Raw genomic sequence first — 18,995 nt, 5'->3', positions numbered from 1 at the left:
ATCCTTAATTCCTGCTCAGCAGGATTCCAATGATCAGCCACAAGCCCGTGCCTCCCTCTTTCAAGGGGGGCACGGCCGGGGCTTGCCCCGTAGTTTCCATTCTTTGGTGTTTTCTTATCAATCACGCTCACAACAGGTGGGATTCATCCATGCGTATTTTCAACCGCCCATGCAGAAACCGGCTTTTTGGTGCATCCATCCTCCTGATGATGCTTTGTTCACCCCTGTCTCTCCAGGCACAGACACAGGAAACCGGTGGCGGACTCTTTCTGGTCAGCACAGGTACCGGAGATATCGGGCACATGACACAACGGGCCATGGAAATCATCCAGGGCGCAGATGTCATCTTCACCATGCGGCAATCACGGGAAAAATTTGAACATCTGCTCGATGGCAAGGAGATTCACGACGCCGGACACGGCCTGTTCCAGAGCCTGGCCAGGAGAGATCTGAGTGACGCGGATGCGGATGTCATGGAAAACACCGTTCGGGCCATCATTCGTGACGCCATCGCACAAGGCAAACGTGTTGTGATTCTGGATAACGGCGATCCCACCCTCTATGGCCCCCATATGGGATACGTTAAGGAATTTCATGACCTGTCGCCGGTCATCATTCCGGGCATGTCCAGCTTCAATGCCGCCAACGCCGCCATGGGACGGAGCGTCGTCGGATCCGGGCGGCACGCCTCCATCACCATCACCAGCGCGCGGACTGAAGCGGAAAACCTGCGCAAACTGGCCGATGCCGGGTCAACCCTGGTGATCTTCATGAATCGGAATCTGGACGAATTCACGGACAGGCTCAAGCCCCATTTTGCCCCGGATACCGCCATCTCCATCGTGACTCACGCAGGCGATTCCGGACGTGAACAGGTGACCCATGGCACTTTGAGCAACATCGTCGAGAAGGCGGCAGACCGGATCCAGGGTCCACACATCATCTACATCTGGAGCAGCCTCTGATGTCGGATGGCCACGGCTCCAAGGATGGTCTCGGGCGTGAGATCGGACTCACCACCGCAACTGTCATTGTCATCGCCAACATGATAGGCAGCGGCATTTTCACCACGTCCGGCTTCATGATGGGAGAACTGGGTCATCCCGGCATCGTCATGGCATGCTGGGTCCTCGGCGGGCTGTTTGCCCTGACCGGGGCGCTTTGCTACGGAGAACTGGGGGCCATGATCCCCCGGGCCGGGGGGGAGTACGCCTATTTACGGGAAGCCTTCGGGCCATTACCTGCATTCCTGTCAGGCTGGATATCCCTGATCGTGGGGTTCTCCGCCCCCATTGCGGCCGCGGCCATCGCCTTCTCCGTCTATTTTCTGGGAGGGGAGGGCATGAAACCCTGGCTGACCCTGGACATCGGTCATCATGCCCTGGTGACCTTCTCCAGCGCTTCAGTCGTGGCGTGCAGCGTCATCCTGGTGCTGTCCCTGATCCACCTGCATAGCCTGAAGCTGGGAGCCGGCACCCAGAACCTGCTCACCGCCCTGAAAATTCTGTTTGTGGCCACCTTCATCATTGGAGGACTGGCCTTCGGTGCGGGCAATACAGACCATTTTTCGCAAACGATCGCGGACTTCCAGTTGACCGGAGAAGGTCTGGCCGTCTCTCTGGTATTCGTCCTGTTCGCGTACAGTGGCTGGAATGCTGCCGCCTACCTGGGCGGCGAGATCAGGAATCCGGGGCGTAACCTGCCCCTGTCCCTGGCAATCGGCACCCTGCTGGTCAGTGGTCTGTATCTGCTGATCAATATCGTCTATATCTACGCGCTGCCACCGGAGCACATGAGCGGCGTGCTGGATATCGGGAATGCCGCGGCTACCGCGCTCTTTGGCGATGAAATCGGCACACTGTTCAGCCTGGGCATCGCACTGGGACTGCTGTCCGTCATCAGCGCCATGATCATGGCAGGTCCCAGGGTCTATTTCGCCATGGCGCGGGATGGTGTCTTTTTCAGGCAATGCGGCGAGGTCCACCGAACACACCGCACCCCCGCATGGGCCATTGCCTTTCAGGGCATCCTGGCCACCATCATCATCTTGACGACCAGTTACGATGCCCTGCTCATTTACATCGGCTTTACCCTGTCCATCTCATCCAGCGGGGCGGTACTCGGCCTGATGTATCTTCGGCACAAGCAGCCACAACGCCAGCGGGCCTACAGAACCCTGGCCTACCCTTGGACACCGCTGATCTTCATCGCCGGTAACGGCTGGATCATCGGATACGTTCTCTACAGCAGGCCAAGCGTGGCCCTGTACGGGCTGCTCACCATCATGGCCGGTATCCTGCTGTACTACCTGTTTGCCGGCCGCACCGTGAAATCGGACATGGATACGGAAACCTCATGAGGCCTTCCACGGATTGACGCTTCCCTGATAAAACTCCCGATCCTCCGTGGTGGCCCCGTGCAGGGTACAGACCTTGGCGGCAAAATCCGCCGCGCGGGTCAGGATGGTTTCCCAGTCCCAGCCCTGCAGAATGCCGGTCAGGGTGACGGCACTGAAGGCGTCTCCGGCCCCCACGGTATCCACCAACCCCGTCACCGGCGGCGCCGATCTTTGGTGAAGCTCACCCTCGCGGGTGAGCACCATCGCACCCTCCGACGCCCGGGTGACGATCACCGCCGACAACCCGTACCGTTCCAGGGTAAGACGGGCCTGAACCACCAGATCCGGCTCATCGGGCGCCGGGGACAGCGCCGTCAGTTCATCCTGGTTGAGCTTGACCCAGTGGGCATGGGCCATCCACCCCTGCACGGTGTCACGATCCCACCAGGGAGCGCGCAGGTTCACGTCCATGAACACCGGGACCGACAGCTGCTCGCGCAGCGCTTCCAGGGCCTGTCGGGAGACGGGATCGCGCAGGGCCAGACTGCCGTGGTAGAGCACCCCGGCCCGGGCGGGAGCTGCCGCCAGGGCCAAAGCGGTGTCGATGTGGTCGTAGGCCTGGTCGGGGAGGATGTCATAGCGAGGCTCGCCGCCCTTGAGGGTCACCCTGACCTGGCCGGTGGGATGACCGGGGTCCATTTGCAATCCCTCCGGACGCATGTCCCAGTGATTCAGGGCCTGCATGACACGACGGCCCAGTTCATCATCCCCCACGGCGCCGACAAAGAGCGGATCCGCCCCCAGTCCCCTGAGATTCCAGGCGACGTTGAAGGGCGCGCCGCCCAGGATGGAGCGATCCTCGAAGCAGTCGAACAGGACTTCGCCGAAGATCACGGGCTGGTTCCGAGGTGTCCGGGTCACAGGAGGCCTCCCGCCGTCGGTGAGTGGCCTTTCAGCTTAGGCGGGGGGATGCCAGTGTGCAACCCGATGCAGGTTTCGGGCGAGATACTGATGGGCCACGCTGTTCGCGGCCAGGGCCGCTCCCACAGCGGCCTTGGGAGGCATTACTGGCAGAACTGTTCGATGCGGGTATGGGCCATCCGCACGGTTTCGGGAATCACCAGCTCCACGCCCACCGGCAGGTGATCGGAATAGTTCAGGTTATAGACATGGACCTGCTCCAGCCCCAGCCCCGGGGTCACCAGGATGTGGTCGAAGGCATGCATGGGCCGCCAGCTGGGATAGGTCTTGGCACTGGCCAGGGGCTCCTGCAGCCGGGTATGACTGACCAGACGCTGCACTTCCTGGGAATGGGCCGGGGTGTTCATGTCGCCCATCACCACCACGTGCTCATGGTCGCGCAGCACCTCGGCGATGTACTGCATCTGCAACATGCGGGCCTTGCGGCCCAGGGACAGGTGCACCAGCATGATGACCAGGGAGTCCTCCCCATGATGGGCACCGAAATGGGCCTCCAGGGCGCCCCGCCCGGGGATGCGACCGGGCAGGCGATGCTCCACCACCGAGTGGGGCCGGAAGCGGGATAGCAGCCCCAGGCTATGCTTGGCCAGCTTGCCCAGGTTGCGGTTGGTCTGGCTGTACCAGTAGGGGAATTCCCCCCGATGGGCCAGGTATTCGGCCAGGTTGATGAAGTTGCTGCGCAGACTGCCAGCGTCCAGTTCCTGCAACCCCACCAGATCGAACCCGGAAATGAAGCGGGCGATGCTGTTCAGGTTACCCATGCGCCCCTCGTAGGGCAGCACATGCTTCCAGCTGTTGGTCAGGTAATGGTGGAAGCGCCCCGAGGCGATGCCCACCTGGACGTTGTAGCTGAGAATCCGCAGCCGCTGCCCCCCCGCCACCGGCGGGGTGCTGGGTCCGATGGACAGGGTGTCCGCCAGGGCAGCATGATCATATCCGTTGTTGCCTTGCATGTATCCGGACTCAGAGACTGCCATAGGAATGCAACCCGCCCAGGAACATGTTCACTCCGACAAAGGCAAACGTGGTGATGAGCAGGCCCAGGATGGCCCACCAGGCCATGGGGACGCCGCGCCAGCCCTTGGTGAAGCGCAGGTGCAGCCAGGCGGCATAGTTCAGCCACACGATCAGGGCCCAGGTCTCCTTCGGATCCCATGACCAGTAGGCACCCCAGGCCTCCGCCGCCCACATGGCGCCCAGCACCGTGGCAATGGTGAAGAAGGCAAAGCCGATGGCGATGGACTTGTACATCACATCATCCAGCACCTCGCGGCTGGGCAGCCGCCGGGCCAGCAGGCCGTCGGGACGGCGGCGCTCGCCACGGACCCGCATCAGATAGGCCACGCCCAGCATGGCGGCAATGGCAAAGCCGCCGTAGCCCACGAAGTTGGTGGGGACATGGACCTTCATCCACCAACTCTGCAGGGCCGGTACCAGCGGCTGTACCACATGGGCCTCCCGGTCCAGGGTGTACCAGAGCAGGAAGGCGACGGCGGCGCTGACCACCATCATGACGAAGCCGCCCATGCCCAGGTTGCGGGTACGACCCTGGTAATAGAGGTACATCAGCACCGTGATGACACAGAAAAGGACGAAGACCTCCCACAGGTTGCTCACCGGGATGTAACCCCAGGTGGGGTCATGCAGGTAGGTTTCACGCCAGCGCACCAGCAATCCGGCCAGGCCGAAGGCGGCGGCGCACCAGGCCAGTGCACTGCCCACTCGGGCGGCAAAGTCGGTGCTGGCAATGGGACCCAGCAGGGCACCCACCGCCACCAGCAGGACCAGGGGGCTGGCCCATTCCAATCCCGGGACCAGACCACTGCGCCCCATCCACAGCCCCAGCAGGCCCACGGCACCGGTCACCGCGGCGGTAACCAGGGCCGGCATCACGCCGCGGCCGGCCTCGCGCCGGAACAACGATGCCAGATAGGCGGTGGTGGACATGTACAGCAAGGCACACATCCACATGACCGCGGCCTCGCCCGAGACCAGGTACTTGAGGAAGAAATTGGTCTGGGCACTGGCCAGGGTGTCGCCGTAGCTGAACACCCCCAGCAGGCTCATGCCGGTCACCGCCAGGGCATAGCCCTTGAACGATTTCCAGAACCAGCCCAGCCACAGACCGGAGGCAGCGGTGACCACCAGGGTTCCGGACTGGTAGATATCCATCCGGTGGCCGTAAACGGCCAGGATGAAGATCGTGGCCACGACCACGCCGGCGGCCCAAAGCCAGTCAGCCGGAGACAGGCGACGGAAATAACCGGGATATTCGGCGCTTACGGTGTCTTGGGTGACGGACATGTGCTTACCTCGCATTCGAAATCATGGTCGGGCGCGGGCATCCTGATCCGCCGGCATGGGCCGTGACTCACCCAGAACGGCCCGGGATATTTCATCGAATTCCCTGTTGAAATCCGTTGTGTTGCGGTTGCTGGTCCCCGCCAGCACCAGACCCGAACCCTCGGGACGGGGCTGTACCCAGAGCCAGCAACGGCGATGGCTCACATACAGGAGCAGGAAGATGCCCAGGATCAGCATCACGCTGCCGGCATAGACCACCGCCTGCCCGGGGGCCCGGGTGATCATCAGGCCGGAGGCCTGGATATGCTCGAAATCGTTCAGGCGCAGGAAGAACGGCGAGCCGTAGAACGGCAGGGCATTGATGGCCCGCAGGGCATCTTCCAGAAACCGTTCATCCTCGTCGCTGACCACCTCGATCCCTTCTTCCGCCAGCACCCGCAGATAGATGGCATCCAGCCCGGAGTTGAGGATCCGGAGGAAAATATCCGCCATCCGGTCCCATTGTCCCTCGGGTGCCTGTTCCTGTACCTGAGCGATCACCTCTTCATAGCCGCCGACGGTAAAGGTTTCCAGCAGACCGCGCATGGTCTCGGCCACCTGGGCACGGATTCCTTCATCCACCCCCTCGAATTGTCCGGCGGCGGTCCGGGTGGCCTCGTCCACCACATCGGCCACCACGGCGGGATCGGTCAGCCGAGCCAGAAAGCGCATGAAGCGATCCACGCCATCCCCCTGGGGGTCCAGGGGGATATAGAGGAAGCTGAAGGGTTCCGCCGGATTCTGCCGCACACCACTGAGCAGATACCGGCGCCCATCCCGTTCAATGGGTTGCTGGAAGTTGCGATGAAACCAGCCGGCACCGCTGCTGTCCCGGACCACGTACTCGAAGCTCGGCCCCATGTCCATGCGCTCGCGCACGCCGTCTTCCTCGATCAGAGTCGGATTGGTGTCGTTGAAATCGGTGAACTCCACCCGCAGGCGGGTACCATCCTCACCGGTCTGGGAGTAGGTGCCGAAAACGCGGGCATTAAGCGGCATGGGACGGTCGGCGCCCCGCCCCAGGGGATGCATGTCCAGGTTCAGGCGGGACCCTCCGTCCCTGAAACTGGCCTGATAGATGGTATAGCCCCGATGCACCAGCGGATGGTTCACGCTGATGGTATGCGCCAGGGGTTCATCCAGCAATTCATCATGGATAACCAGATCGGTTTCAAAGGAACGCTCCTGGCCGGTGGCGTGGCGCTCCACCCGAAATGCCTTCACCTCGATGTGAAACGGCAGTTCCTGAACCACATAGCCGTCCCGCATGGTCACGAAGGCCACGTCCACCCGCTGCCCTTCCGGGATCTCCACCGAGCCACGGAATGAGGGGTTGGAAACGGAGACACGGCTCTGCTCGGGAATCTCCGAGACGGGAACCTGACGGGTTTCGATCTCCAGTCGGCCGGTGAGTTCGGCCAGCATCAAGGGCAGACGCCCGTCCACCAGACCACCGATACAGATGACCACGATGGCCACATGGGTGAAGAAATAGCCCAGACGGCCGGCACTGCCGCGCATGGCCGACAGCACCCGGTGATCACCCTGATCCGCCTGCCGCACACGATAACCCCGGGCCCGGAACACGGCCTCGGCCCGGGACATGAGCACCGCCGGCGCCTCGGGATGGGCATCCCGCTGCACGTTGTGCTGAAAGCTGCGCAGGGACTTGTCCTTCACCCCGAGCCGGAACCGGCTCATGTCACGGATCATGGCCGGCGTGCTGCGATAGACACACACGCTGGTGGAGATCACCAGAAAGACGAGAATGAGCAGATACCAGCCGGCGGAGTAGACGTGATAGATGCCCAAAGTACGGAACAGTTCGTGCCAGAAGGGGCCGTAGTCCAGCAGGTAGGTTTCGTAGGACTGGTTCTGCTGCAGGACGGTACCCACCACCGAGGCCACGGCCAGCGCAACCAGCAACGTGATGGCCAGGCCCATGGACCCGAGGAAGGCCATCAGAACGGCAAAGGTGGAACGCCGGCCTGGCGGCGTCGGGTCGGTGGGCGTGCTGCTCATGATTCTCGGGTCGGAAAGTGGTTGCCTGTTTGACCCTCAAGGGCAGACAAGTTCTGCCACCGGGCACAAAAACCACGTGATCAGCAGGTCTTGTTGTCCTGGATCAAATACCCCCGGGACTCGGGACCTGCCGGATGGAATCAAAAAAGGGTGGCCGCCGGGCCACCCTTTCAAAGGTCTTGCCGATCCGGTCTTACTTGGCCGGCAGAGTGGCGATGTACTCCGCCACGGCGGACATTTCCTCGTCGGTCATGCGGCCGGCCACGTTACGCATCATGCGGCCGGGATCATTGGCACGCAGACCATCACGGAACTGCTTGAGCTGGTCCAGGGTGTACACGCCGTGCTGGGCGGACACGCTGGGGAACACGGCGGCGGGGTTGCCCTTGCCGTTGGGGCCATGGCAGGCCACGCAGGCGGCCACACCCGTGGCGGTATTGCCGCCGAAGTAGATCTGCTTGCCCAGAGCCAGCTTTTCCGCACTGGCGGCGGTACGGCCCGGTGCGGGGGTCTGGCTGGCGAAGTAGGCGGCCAGGTGAGGCAGGTCTTCCTCATCCAGCACGGCGACCTGGGGGTTCATCAGGGCGTGGCTACGACGACCGGCCTTGTAGTCGCGCAGCTGCTTGAGCAGGTAGGCCTCGTCCTTGCCGGCGATCTTCGGCCACGCCGGGACCACGCTGTTGCCGTCGGCCTGGTGGCAGGCCACGCAGGGGCTGGAGAGTTCCTTGCCGCGCACCGGGTCACCGGGCTCGGCCAGCAGCGACGCCGACATGCTCATACCCAGTGTGGCGACGGCGATAAGGACAAGTTTTTTCATCGTGGGTTGACTCCTGAACCTGAAACAATAAGCGCTTCGTTGGTAACCTGACACTGACTCGCGCGCCGGGCGCAGCCTCAAAAATAGCCGCAATGTATATCATACTAACTCCACCGTCGCAAAAGTCGACGACGGTCAACCCGACATGACAACACAGCGAGTCAGATCATCCATGAACCCGGCCTATCACCAGGCGGAATTCCTCACCAGCGCCGCCAGCCTCAAGGGCCTGCCACCGGAGCAGGGCCGTGAAGTGGCCTTTGCCGGTCGGTCCAATTCGGGCAAGTCCAGCGCCATCAACACATTGTGCCAGCAACGCGCCCTGGCGCGCACCAGTAAGACACCCGGTAGAACCCAGTTGATCAATTTTTTTGCCCTGGATGGTGAACGTCGACTGGTGGACCTGCCCGGCTACGGCTATGCCAAGGTGCCGGAAGCGATGCGGCGTCGCTGGGGGAAATTGATGGAGGATTATCTGACCCGTCGCACCTGTCTGCAAGGGCTGGTGCTGGTCATGGATATCCGTCATCCCCTGACGGACCATGACTGGCAGATGATCGGCTGGGCCCATGCCCGCCGACTTCCCCTGCACGTGCTGCTGACCAAGTCCGACAAGCTCAAGCGGGGGCCGGTGATGGATACGGTGCGTCAAGTGGCCCGGACCCTCGGCGGCGAGGGAGTGGAGGCAACGGTGCAGCCGTTTTCTTCTCTGAAGAAACAGGGGGTGGATGATGCCCATTCCGTACTGGACGGGTGGCTGTTCCCTGAAGAAAACCCTGCATGCCCCATGGAAGAGGCATAAAAAAGCCCCGGCTGCCATTGGGGGTTGGCGTGGACCGGGGCAGAATCCGGCTCGACTTGGGGGAGTTCGAGCCATCCCGCTCAGGGAGGTAAGCGGGAAGCGCCGGGCTGCAGCGCTTGTATGATATGACTCCCCGTTTCGCACATGGTTCACCAAATAGGTCGGGTAAAGAAGAAATTTTCCGCGTACCGAAAAAAAACCCCGGAGCACTTACGTGGTCCGGGGTCAGGTTGGGCTCGACTTGGGGGAGTCAGAGCTTCCCGCCTAGGGGGTTAAGCGGGGAGCACCCATGGAAATGGTGCTCACTGATTAAAGACTATCTGCCCGCCGGGAAGTTCTTGATGCCGGCGGGACTTTTCGGATCTGTGAAAGATCTCTCAAAAAAGGGGCCTATCAGGGCGGATTCAGCGCCGTTTTCAGCGGATTCCGACAGGAACATCAGGACCGGGACAGGCACCTCCGCCACCGGCACCTCCGCCACCGGGAACGCCCTGGCCGGGACACCTCCGCCATCGCCGCCCCTCCACCCAGGGGCAGGGCCGTCCTGAATGCGTCATTCCCGCGAAAGCGGGAATCCAGCGACGGCATGCCGGAAGCGATGACCGAGGGATCGTGCGGCGCTTCCCTAGGCATGGGCGGCGTCCCAGTTGTCCCCCACCCCCACTTCCACCAGTAGCGGGACATCCAATTCGGCCGCGCCGCACATCAGCGCGGTGATCCGCTCCCGGGCCGAGGCCACCTCGGCCGCATCCACCTCGAACACCAGCTCGTCATGCACCTGCATGATCATGGTGACACCGGGGGATTCCGCCTGAATCCATCCGTCCACCGCCAGCATCGCCCGCTTGATGATGTCCGCGGCGGTGCCCTGCATGGGCGCATTGATGGCCACCCGCTCCGCCTGGGCGCGCACCTGGGCATTGCGGGCACGGATATCCGGCAGATGGAGACGACGCCCGAACAGGGTTTCCACGTACCCCTGCTCCCGGGCCTGCTCACGGGTGCCGTCCATGTAGGCCTTCACCCCCGGATAGCGGGCAAAATAACGGTCCACATAGTCCTGGGCCGAACCCCGGTCGATCCCCAGCTGCCGGGCCAGCCCGAAGGCGGACATGCCGTAGATCAGACCGAAATTGATGGCCTTGGCCGCCCGCCGCTGCTCCGTGGTCACAGCCTCCACCCCCACGCCGAAGACCTCGCCGGCGGTGGCCCGGTGGATATCCTGCCCGTCGGCAAAGGCCTGCAACAGCCCCCGGTCACCGGACAGATGGGCCATGATGCGCAGTTCGATCTGGGAATAGTCCGCCGCCAGGATCCGGCGCCCCTCGGGCGCAACGAAGGCCTGCCGGATGCGGCGGCCCTCCGGGGTGCGGATGGGAATGTTCTGCAGATTGGGCTCCGAGGAAGACAGCCGCCCGGTGGAGGCCACCGCCTGATGATAGGAGGTGTGGACCCGCCCCGTATCCCGGTCAATGCGCTCCGGCAGCCTGTCGGTGTAGGTGGACTTGAGCTTGGACAGCCCACGATGCGCCAGGATCAGGCGCGGCAGAGGGTAGTCCAGGGCCAGCTGTTCCAGGACATCCTCGGCGGTGGAGGGCTGGCCCTTGGGGGTCTTGCGGATCACAGGCAACTGCTGGCGCTCGAACAGGATCTCCTGAATCTGCTTGGGTGAGCTCAGGTTGAAGGCGGCGCCGGCCAGATCGTAGGCCTCCCGCTCGATCTGGCCCATGCGGTCGGCCAGTTCATGACTCTGGGTGAACAGCAGTTCCGGGTCCACCAGCACCCCGGTTCGCTCCATCCGGGAGAGTACCGGGACCAGGGGGATTTCGAGGGTTTCGTAGATCCGCCGCTGCCCCTCCAGGTCCTTGAGCCGGGGCCAGAAATGCCGGTGCAGCCGCAAGGTGATGTCCGCATCCTCGGCCGCATAGGGGGCGGCCTCGTCCAGCCGCACCTGGGAGAACGGGATCTGCTTCGCCCCCTTGCCGGCCACGTCTTCGTAGTGGATGGTCTTCAGCCCCAGGCAGCGCTGGGCCAGACTGTCCATGTCGTGGCGCCCGGCGGTACTGTTGAGCACGTAGGAGGCCAGCATGGTGTCATGGGTGATGCCCCGCAGCTCGATGCCGTGGTTGAGCAGGACATTGCGATCGTATTTCAGATGATGCCCCAGCTTGGGTCGGTCCGGATCTTCCAGCAGGGGGCGCAGCTTCTCCAGGGTCTCGTCCAGGGGCAGTTGGTCCGGTACATCCCCATAGTCGTGGGCCAGGGGCAGATAGGCCGCCTCATGGGGGGTCACGCTGAAGGACAGTCCCACCACCCGGGCCTGCATGTAGTCCAGGCTGGTGGTTTCGGTGTCGAAGGCGAACAGCGGCGCCTCGGCCAGTCGCGTCATCCAGCGCTCCAGCTGCTCCGCTTCCAGGATGGTTTCATAACGGACCTCGGGCGCCGCGTCAGGGTCCGGCTCGGGGACCGGTTCGCCCCCTTCCAACTCGGCCTGCCATTGGCGGAACTCCAGATGGGCCAACAACTCCCGCAATTGCGACGTGTCGGCCCCCTGCAACTGAAGGTCCAAAGGCTCCCGGTCCAGTGCCACGTCACAGCGCACCGTGACCAGCTCCCGGGACAGGGGCAACCAGGCCAGGGCGGTGCGCAGGTTTTCCCCCACCTTGCCCTTGATCTCGTCGGCCCGGGCCATGATCTCGTCCAGACTGCCATGGGCCTTGAGCCATTTCACCGCCGTCTTCGGACCCACCTTGTCCACACCGGGGACATTGTCCACGGCATCTCCCACCAGGGTCAGGTAATCCACGATGCGCGCCGGGGGGACACCGAACTTCTCCTCCACCCCGGCCTCGTCCATCACGGTGCCGTTCATGGTGTTGACCAAGGTCACCCCCGGCTCCACCAGCTGGGCCAGGTCCTTGTCGCCGGTGGAAATGATCACCTCCATGCCCGCCCGGCGGGCCTGCCGGGTCAGAGTGCCGATGACGTCGTCGGCCTCCACGCCGGCCACCACCAGCATGGGAATGCCCATGGCCTGTACCAGCGCGTGCAGGGGCGCCACCTGGGCCGACAGCTCCTCCGGCATGGGTGGGCGATGGGCCTTGTACTCGGCATAGAGATCATCGCGGAAGGTCCGGCCCTTGGCATCGAAGATCACGGCCATGTGGCTGGGCTGATACTCACCGATCAGCTTACGCAACATGCCGGCCACACCATAGATCGCCCCGGTGGGCTCGCCGCGGGAATTGGTCAGGGGAGGCAGGGCATGGAAGGCGCGGTAGAGGTAGGAAGATCCGTCCACCAGGATCAGGGGAGATGAAGTGTTCACCAGGCGGGTTCTCAGCAGTGTTCAAGGACCGGGACCACAGGGTACCCGGGCGCAAGGGATCAGGCCAGCCACTAGCCACTGGCCGCCCGGAGGGCTAACCTTGCCGGAGTACACAACAATGAAAAAGGGGCCGACATGAAGAGCCACGAACGCGCCAGCCATCCGGGACTGCAACCCATGGACGACACCATGCTCACCCGCGAGAGCTGGAAGATATTCCAGATCATGGGGGAGTTCGTGGAAGGATTCGAGCGCCTTGCCCGCATCAAGCCGTCGGTGAGCATCTTCGGCTCCGCCCGCATCCCCCCCGGACACCCCACCTATGCACTGGCGGAGGACATCGCCCGTCAGCTCTCCGACGCGGGTTTTGCCGTGGTCAGCGGTGGCGGTCCCGGCATCATGGAGGCGGCCAACAAGGGCGCCTTTGCCGGCAAGTCCCCCAGCATCGGCCTGAACATCCAGCTTCCCCACGAGCAGACGGCCAACCCCTATCAGGATGTCTCGCTGGATTTCCGGCATTTCTTCTCCCGCAAGGTGATGTTCGTGAAATATGCCTCCGCCTATGTGGTGCTGCCCGGAGGCTTCGGCACCCTGGACGAACTGGCGGAGATCCTCACCCTGGTGCAGACCAACAAGACCCGGCGCATCCCCATCATCCTGGTGGGCAGCAGCTTCTGGCGGGGGCTGCTGGAATGGTTTGAAACCACCCTGGTGACGGAAGGCACCATCAGCGAGGAAGACCTGGACCTCTATACTCTCGTGGATGACGCCAAGTCCGTGGTGGACGCGATCTTCAATTTCTACGAATTCGGCGGCCTGGAACCGACCTCCGAAGAGAGAGAGAGGCTGATGGACCTGTGAACAGCTATCGCACCCTGCCCGTTGTTCTTGCCGCCCTCCTGTTCTGGCCGGCCGCCCTCCCCCTGTCGGCCCAGGAGCAGGCGGCGCCTCCCCCGCCGCCGCTGCTGGACGACAGCGACATGGCCACCCGGGAGCTATTGGAGCCCACAGTGACCATCATTGAGCGGGAGGGGGAACGGATCGAGGAATACCGGCTCCATGGGGAGCTTTACATGATCCGGGTCACACCGGCCAACGCGCCCCCCTATTACCTGGTGGACACGGACGGAGACGGCCAGCTGGAGACCCGCATGACGGAGCTGGATGCCAAGATCCTGGTGCCGGCCTGGGTGATCTTCCGGTTCTAGTCGGTATGTCTCGCAGATGGGGAACGTAATCCCGGGCGGAACTCGACCGGAGAAGACGGGAACACCCGGATCATGTCTGTCTATTCCAGGGCGAGAGCAATCAGGCCAAGGCACTGTGCCAGCCCCTGTCCCGCTAAGTGGTGGCCCGCGTTCTCAAGGCCGTGGGCGAAAGGCGCAGCATCGACCTCAAGCTGAGCACCCACAGTATGCGGAAAATCCGGGACTGGACCATGCACAATGCCGGCAAGCCCATCGAACTGATTTGCATGGCCCTCAATCACAGCAGTCCGGCGGTGACCATGCGATACCTGGGCATCACCCAAGAGGAAGTGCATGCGCTGGCGGATGAGTTTTGTCTTGGATATCTCGGCCGGGTGGCTACGGGTGATCGCTTCACCCACGGCTACCCGGCCCTTTTACCCCACTGTTTCATAAAAATTTCTACCCGCAAAACGTGGGGATACCCCAGCCTTTGACATCCAAAGCCCCATGACTGAGCCACGATTACCATGACCCCAATTCGAACCTTGTCCATTAGCGGGTTCAAGTCCATTCGCAGGCTTGAAGACTTGCATCTGTCGAATCTTAATATTCTTATTGGAGCCAATGGCGCTGGCAAAAGTAACTTTGTGGCTTACTTCCGCATGCTTTCGGAGCTAGTCGAGGGACGGCTGCAGGTATGGACAAGCAAGCAAGGTGGTGCAGATAGGGTTCTGAGCTATGGAGTTAAGGAAACCCACTCACTGAGCACACTTGTCTGCTTCGGTAGTAATGAGTACGAATTGGTGCTCGAACCTAATGTAGACGCTGGCTTTACATTTACGAAAGAGCGGATCTTCTTTTCTGGCGCTTTTTTTGGGCCAACTGATAAGGTCATTGGCACAGGGCATGTCGAATCCAAGCTTAAGGCGCGATCTCAGTCAGGTGCTGGAGCTTCAGTTGCAGATTTTTGTTATCAGGCTATCTCCGGATGGAGGGTATATCACTTCCATGACACGGGTGATACTGCCGGAGTCAAGCGACAAAGCGCTGTTCATGACAATGCCTATTTACGCATGGATGCCTCTAACTTGGCTGCATTTCTCTACCGGCTAAAAAATGAGGCACCTGAGGTTTACAGCCAGATACGCAAGACGGTTCGCCTGGCAGTTCCGTTCTTCGATGACTTTGTCCTCAACCCCATCACACTGCCCACTGAAGAGCAGCAAATTCGGCTCCTTTGGAAGCAAAACGACAGCGATTATGCGTTATGGCCCAGCCAACTTTCGGACGGTTCGATTCGTTTCATTTGCCTGGTTACGGTCTTGCTGCAACCCAACCCGCCTACGACGATCATTATTGATGAGCCTGAGCTGGGGCTGCATCCCTATGCAATCACGTTGCTCGGCGCCTTGATACGTTCGGCTTCAAAGCGTACCCAGGTCATCGTATCCACACAGTCAGTCCCGCTTCTCAACGAGTTTGAGATTGACGATTTGATTGTCGTCGAGCGCGAAGGTGGCGGTAGCGCATTCAAACGGCTGGATGCAGATGACTTTGTAAGCTGGCTAGAGGATTACAGCATCGGTGAACTGTGGGAGAAGAACGTATTGGGCGGGAGGCCTTCCCGATGATTCGTGTTCATGTGATCTGTGAAGGCCAAACCGAGGAAATGTTCGTCAACGAGCTGCTTGCGCCGGCTATGTTACCCAAGGGCATTCAACTCATTCCTGCCCTGGTAGGCAAACCTGGCCATAAGGGTGGAAACTTCAAATTTCAGCGTCTGCTGGTGGACGTTAAAAATCGCCTGCTGGGTGATCGAACCGCATACTGCACCACATTTTTTGATTATTATGGTCTTCCACAAGGATTTCCTGGTAAGGGTGCGCTGCCAGGCCAGGCGGACATTCGCGATAAAGCGCAAGTGCTGCAAAACGCCATGTTTGATGAACTCAAGCGAGTGATCGGGGAAGACCCTATGCGTCGATTCCTCCCGTTCGTGCAGATTTATGAATTCGAGGCTTTACTCTTCAGCGATCCGCAATCATTTGCCCAGGGGATCGATCAGCCCAGCTTGGCCGTTGCATTCAGTGAGATCAGAGACAGCTTCGATACGCCAGAGCACATCAACAACAGTCCGATTACAGCGCCTAGCAAACGCATCATGCGATTGGTTCCTGGCTATGAAAAACCTTTGATGGGTTCGCTTGCGGCGCTTGAGGTCGGTCTCGATGCGATGCGCAAACACTGCGTTCTGTTTAATGACTGGTTGATGCGCATCGAGTCCTTGCTGGCAAACCATGACCCGAATTTAAACTTGGAAGTGCCATGAATTTCAACACCACCAACAGCACTTTTCGGCAGCTTTTGGGCAATGGGCTGACTTACAAGGTGCCGCCGTTTCAGCGGGATTATTCCTGGTCCGAAGACGAGTGGGACGACCTCTGGCAGGACATGACCGCCCTGTTCGAGGAGGATGGCGAGCCAGCCCACTACATGGGCTATCTGGTGCTGCAATCCTCCGACAGCAAGCGATTCGACATTATCGATGGCCAGCAGCGCCTGACCACCCTCAGCGTGATGATCCTGGCGGGTTTGTCCTATCTGCAGGATCTGGTGGCTACCGGCCATGATGCGGACAACAACACCCGACGCAAGGAACAGCTACAGAATAGCTACATCGGCTATGTGGATCCGGTCACTCTGGTGCCCCGCTCCAAGCTGGAACTAAACCGCCATAACAACCGCTTCTACCAGACCTATCTGGTGCCCCTGGAGACCATGCCCCAGCGGGGGCTACATGCCTCCGAGCATCAGCTGCGCAAGGCCTTCCACTGGTTCAAGGAGCGCTTCAGCCAGCGGTTTGGCCGGGCTGCCGACAGCGGTCGGTGCTTTGCCGCCATGCTGGATGCCTTGGTCGATAAACTGTTCTTCACCGTGATCACGGTCACCGATGAGCTCAACGCCTTCAAGGTGTTCGAAACCTTGAATGCCCGTGGGGTGCGGCTTTCCGCCACCGATTTGCTGAAAAACTACCTGTTCTCGTTGATCAGCAGCGGCGATCTCCATGAGGCTGAAATCAAGGCGCTGGAAGATCGCTGGGAGCGCATTGTCGGCCTGCTCGGTAGCGAGAGCTTCCCGGAGTTCTTGCGGGTGTACTGGAACAGCTGCAACCGGCTGGTACGCAAGTCCGATCTGTTCAAGACCATTCGCCGACGCATCGCCACCAAGCAGGCCGCATTTGGGCTGGTACGAGAGCTGGACCACGCCGCCGAGACCTATGCCGCCCTGCGCGACCCCATGCACAGCGGTTGGCAGCCGCCAGAGCGGGAAGCCTTGCAGCAACTGATGATGTTCAATGTGCGCCAGCCGTTGGCGATGCTCGTGGCCAGCTACCGGCGCTTTTATACCACCGACCGGGACAGTTTCAGCCGCATCCTGCGTGCCGTGGCGGTGGTGTCGCTGCGCTATAACGTCATCTGCAGTTTACAAACCCACGATCAGGAGCGAGTGTACAACGACATTGCCCGCAAACTGAGCAACGGCGAGTACCACAACGCGACCGAGGTGCTGGCCGCATTGGGCGATGTGTACCCCGACGATCGGACATTCAAGGCCGCCTTCACCAGCAAGTCGCTGAAGACCACCAACAGCCGCAACAAGAAAGTGGTGAGATACATTCTATTCGCACTGGAAAAGCAGCGCTCCGGGCAGGATTTTGACTTTGAAAGCAGCGCCTACAATCTGGAGCACATCCTGCCGGAAAGTCCTTCCGAGGCATGGAACCACATGAATGAAAGCCAGCAGGAGCGAAGTATCTACCGCTTGGGCAACATGACCCCCATGGAAACTGGCGCCAACCGCGATCTTGGCAATGTTGGCTATGATGTCAAACGGGAGGCGTACCGCAACAGCCAGTTTCAGATCACCCGTAGTGTCGCCGAACACTACGAGGACTGGGACGAGGGCAGAATTGAGGCCCGCCAGAAGAGATTGGCGGAATTGGCAGCGACCGTGTGGAAAGTCCATTGATGGCTTCCGTCTCCCAGCATGGAAGGGGCCCGCACAGTCAAATCGAGTGAATTTCCTTCCAGCGGACCATCTCCGACGCGAACCCCATGTAGGAGGCATGAACCCGGCGGATGAAGGGGTCGTCCGCCGTCATCTCCAGCAACATGTCCTGGCTCAGCCGGCGCAGATCATCCAGCACGGCATCCGGGAAACGCCGCAGCTGAACCCCTTGCTCACTCACCAGTCGATCCAGGGTCTGCTGATTGCGGGCCAGGAATTCATGGATCATCTGCTCGCCGGCCAGGCGGCAGGCCTGGGCCACGGCAATCTGCAGGTGCTGGGGCAGGGCCTCGTAGGCGTCCCGATTGATCAGGGCCTCCACCTGGGAACCGGGGGCCTGCCAGCCCGGGTGGTAGTAATAGGGCGCCTGGCGATGCAGGCCCAGCGCCATGTCCTCGTAAGGCCCCATCCACTCGGCCGCCTCCAGCAGCCCCGACTGCATGGCCTCCGGCAGATCGTCACCGGGCAGCCGGATCACCTCGGCACCGGCGCGCCGCAGGACCTCGCCCCCCAGCCCCACGGCACGGATGCGCAGCCCCCGGAAGTCTTCGATGGTCCGGATCTCGCGCCGGAACCAGCCCCCCATCTGGGCTCCGGTGTTGCCGCAGGGAAAGGGGATCACGTCAAAGGGACGGTACAGGTCCCGCCAGAGCTCCAGACCGCCACCCGCATGCAGCCAGGCCTGGGTCTCCAGGGCGCCCATGCCGAACGGCACCGCGGTGAAGAACTGCGCGGCACCGCTCAGGCCCTGCCAGTAATGGGCGGCACCGTGACCGATCTCGGCGGCACCGCGGGAGACCGCCCCGAAGATCTCGAAGGGCGACACCAGATCATCCGCCGCGAAGATCCGGACCTGAATGCGACCGTCGGACAGCTCGTGAAGGGTTCGCGCCAGTAGCTGCGCACCGCCCCCCAGGCCGGGAGACTCATGGGGCCAGGCCGTGATCATGCGCCAGTGGAAGCGACGGCCGGTGTCCGGCGCCGAAGTTTCACTCCCCTGGGGAATACCGCAACCGGTCAGGGCGCCGCCAGCCGCGAGGGCGGTAAGGGCGGCCTTGCCCAGGAAATCCCGTCGATGCATGGATGACCTCGGTTCTGTGTGCTCT

The 18,995-nt window shown here is 61.7% G+C and carries 16 protein-coding genes; 9 read left to right on the top strand and 7 right to left on the bottom strand.

Going from position 1 to position 18,995, the window contains the following annotated elements:
* The first annotated feature begins 29 nt into the window (after positions 1 to 29).
* Together ACLF6L_RS00355 and ACLF6L_RS00350 are read left to right on the top strand one after the other, a co-directional pair.
* Positions 30 to 965 (top strand): SAM-dependent methyltransferase, encoded by a 936-nt coding sequence (locus ACLF6L_RS00355; RefSeq protein ID WP_412852108.1) that lies wholly within the window; start codon positions 30 to 32, stop codon positions 963 to 965.
* Entirely contained in the window at positions 965 to 2,359 is a 1,395-nt protein-coding gene (locus tag ACLF6L_RS00350; protein WP_412852107.1) for an APC family permease, read from the top strand. The genes ACLF6L_RS00355 and ACLF6L_RS00350 overlap by 1 nt, the downstream gene beginning before the upstream one ends.
* Here ACLF6L_RS00350 and ACLF6L_RS00345 read toward each other — a convergent pair.
* The 5 genes from ACLF6L_RS00345 to ACLF6L_RS00325 form a co-directional block, all read right to left on the bottom strand.
* Positions 2,354 to 3,232, bottom strand: coding sequence for a carbohydrate kinase family protein (locus ACLF6L_RS00345; protein WP_412852106.1), 879 nt, complete (start codon positions 3,230 to 3,232; stop codon positions 2,354 to 2,356). The two genes, ACLF6L_RS00350 and ACLF6L_RS00345, sit on opposite strands and share 6 nt — an antisense overlap.
* A gap of 170 nt (positions 3,233 to 3,402) precedes the next feature.
* On the bottom strand, positions 3,403 to 4,272 hold the full coding sequence (locus ACLF6L_RS00340; RefSeq protein WP_008932964.1) for an endonuclease/exonuclease/phosphatase family protein: 870 nt from the start codon (positions 4,270 to 4,272) through the stop codon (positions 3,403 to 3,405).
* A gap of 10 nt (positions 4,273 to 4,282) precedes the next feature.
* Complete coding sequence (ccsB, locus tag ACLF6L_RS00335; RefSeq protein WP_238617193.1) at positions 4,283 to 5,623, bottom strand: c-type cytochrome biogenesis protein CcsB; 1,341 nt, start codon at positions 5,621 to 5,623, stop codon at positions 4,283 to 4,285.
* Between the two features lie 21 nt (positions 5,624 to 5,644).
* Positions 5,645 to 7,684 carry a cytochrome c biogenesis protein ResB gene (locus tag ACLF6L_RS00330; RefSeq protein ID WP_238617192.1) on the bottom strand — a complete coding sequence of 680 codons (2,040 nt, stop codon included), beginning with the start codon at positions 7,682 to 7,684 and terminating at the stop codon, positions 5,645 to 5,647.
* Positions 7,685 to 7,877: 193 nt separating this feature from the next.
* On the bottom strand, positions 7,878 to 8,501 hold the full coding sequence (locus tag ACLF6L_RS00325; protein WP_238617191.1) for a c-type cytochrome: 624 nt from the start codon (positions 8,499 to 8,501) through the stop codon (positions 7,878 to 7,880).
* Between the two features lie 172 nt (positions 8,502 to 8,673).
* On the opposite strand from ACLF6L_RS00325, the gene yihA reads away from it, so the two are divergent.
* On the top strand, positions 8,674 to 9,303 hold the full coding sequence (gene yihA, locus ACLF6L_RS00320) for a ribosome biogenesis GTP-binding protein YihA/YsxC (RefSeq protein WP_238617249.1): 630 nt from the start codon (positions 8,674 to 8,676) through the stop codon (positions 9,301 to 9,303).
* Between the two features lie 625 nt (positions 9,304 to 9,928).
* Here yihA and polA read toward each other — a convergent pair.
* Positions 9,929 to 12,631, bottom strand: a complete 2,703-nt coding sequence (gene polA, locus ACLF6L_RS00315; RefSeq protein WP_412852105.1) for a DNA polymerase I — start codon at positions 12,629 to 12,631, stop codon at positions 9,929 to 9,931.
* A 135-nt stretch (positions 12,632 to 12,766) separates the two neighbouring features.
* On the opposite strand from polA, the gene ACLF6L_RS00310 reads away from it, so the two are divergent.
* The 6 genes from ACLF6L_RS00310 (at position 12,767) to ACLF6L_RS00285 (ending at position 17,850) form a co-directional block, all read left to right on the top strand.
* Positions 12,767 to 13,492 carry a TIGR00730 family Rossman fold protein gene (locus ACLF6L_RS00310; protein ID WP_008932970.1) on the top strand — a complete coding sequence of 242 codons (726 nt, stop codon included), beginning with the start codon at positions 12,767 to 12,769 and terminating at the stop codon, positions 13,490 to 13,492.
* Positions 13,489 to 13,839, top strand: coding sequence for a DUF2782 domain-containing protein (locus ACLF6L_RS00305; protein ID WP_238617189.1), 351 nt, complete (start codon positions 13,489 to 13,491; stop codon positions 13,837 to 13,839). Before ACLF6L_RS00310 ends, ACLF6L_RS00305 begins: the two co-directional genes overlap by 4 nt.
* 230 nt (positions 13,840 to 14,069) lie before the next feature.
* A complete protein-coding gene (locus ACLF6L_RS00300) occupies positions 14,070 to 14,315 on the top strand; it encodes a hypothetical protein (protein ID WP_412852104.1) in 246 nt (81 codons plus the stop codon).
* Between the two features lie 33 nt (positions 14,316 to 14,348).
* Entirely contained in the window at positions 14,349 to 15,452 is a 1,104-nt protein-coding gene (locus ACLF6L_RS00295; RefSeq protein WP_412852103.1) for an AAA family ATPase, read from the top strand.
* Positions 15,449 to 16,150 (top strand): DUF4276 family protein, encoded by a 702-nt coding sequence (locus ACLF6L_RS00290; protein WP_412852102.1) that lies wholly within the window; start codon positions 15,449 to 15,451, stop codon positions 16,148 to 16,150. The genes ACLF6L_RS00295 and ACLF6L_RS00290 overlap by 4 nt, the downstream gene beginning before the upstream one ends.
* Positions 16,147 to 17,850, top strand: coding sequence for a DUF262 domain-containing protein (locus ACLF6L_RS00285; RefSeq protein ID WP_412852101.1), 1,704 nt, complete (start codon positions 16,147 to 16,149; stop codon positions 17,848 to 17,850). The genes ACLF6L_RS00290 and ACLF6L_RS00285 overlap by 4 nt, the downstream gene beginning before the upstream one ends.
* 37 nt (positions 17,851 to 17,887) lie before the next feature.
* Here ACLF6L_RS00285 and ACLF6L_RS00280 read toward each other — a convergent pair whose 3' ends face one another.
* On the bottom strand, positions 17,888 to 18,970 hold the full coding sequence (locus tag ACLF6L_RS00280; protein WP_412852100.1) for a TRAP transporter substrate-binding protein: 1,083 nt from the start codon (positions 18,968 to 18,970) through the stop codon (positions 17,888 to 17,890).
* Between the last annotated feature and the right edge of the window lie 25 nt (positions 18,971 to 18,995).

Source organism: Ectothiorhodospira shaposhnikovii, from assembly GCF_047222355.1.
Lineage (GTDB): Bacteria > Pseudomonadota > Gammaproteobacteria > Ectothiorhodospirales > Ectothiorhodospiraceae > Ectothiorhodospira.
This window is presented reverse-complemented; position numbering and strand designations above follow the sequence as displayed.

Coding starts and splice junctions, on each gene's coding strand:
- ACLF6L_RS00355 (WP_412852108.1), top strand. CDS start 30: ATGATCAGCCACAAGCCCGTGCCTCCCTCTTTCAAGGGGGGCACGGCC.
- ACLF6L_RS00350 (WP_412852107.1), top strand. CDS start 965: ATGTCGGATGGCCACGGCTCCAAGGATGGTCTCGGGCGTGAGATCGGA.
- ACLF6L_RS00340 (WP_008932964.1), bottom strand. CDS start 4,272: ATGCAAGGCAACAACGGATATGATCATGCTGCCCTGGCGGACACCCTG.
- ccsB (WP_238617193.1), bottom strand. CDS start 5,623: ATGTCCGTCACCCAAGACACCGTAAGCGCCGAATATCCCGGTTATTTC.
- ACLF6L_RS00330 (WP_238617192.1), bottom strand. CDS start 7,684: ATGAGCAGCACGCCCACCGACCCGACGCCGCCAGGCCGGCGTTCCACC.
- ACLF6L_RS00325 (WP_238617191.1), bottom strand. CDS start 8,501: ATGAAAAAACTTGTCCTTATCGCCGTCGCCACACTGGGTATGAGCATG.
- yihA (WP_238617249.1), top strand. CDS start 8,674: ATGAACCCGGCCTATCACCAGGCGGAATTCCTCACCAGCGCCGCCAGC.
- ACLF6L_RS00310 (WP_008932970.1), top strand. CDS start 12,767: ATGAAGAGCCACGAACGCGCCAGCCATCCGGGACTGCAACCCATGGAC.
- ACLF6L_RS00300 (WP_412852104.1), top strand. CDS start 14,070: ATGCACAATGCCGGCAAGCCCATCGAACTGATTTGCATGGCCCTCAAT.
- ACLF6L_RS00295 (WP_412852103.1), top strand. CDS start 14,349: ATGACCCCAATTCGAACCTTGTCCATTAGCGGGTTCAAGTCCATTCGC.
- ACLF6L_RS00290 (WP_412852102.1), top strand. CDS start 15,449: ATGATTCGTGTTCATGTGATCTGTGAAGGCCAAACCGAGGAAATGTTC.
- ACLF6L_RS00285 (WP_412852101.1), top strand. CDS start 16,147: ATGAATTTCAACACCACCAACAGCACTTTTCGGCAGCTTTTGGGCAAT.
- ACLF6L_RS00280 (WP_412852100.1), bottom strand. CDS start 18,970: ATGCATCGACGGGATTTCCTGGGCAAGGCCGCCCTTACCGCCCTCGCG.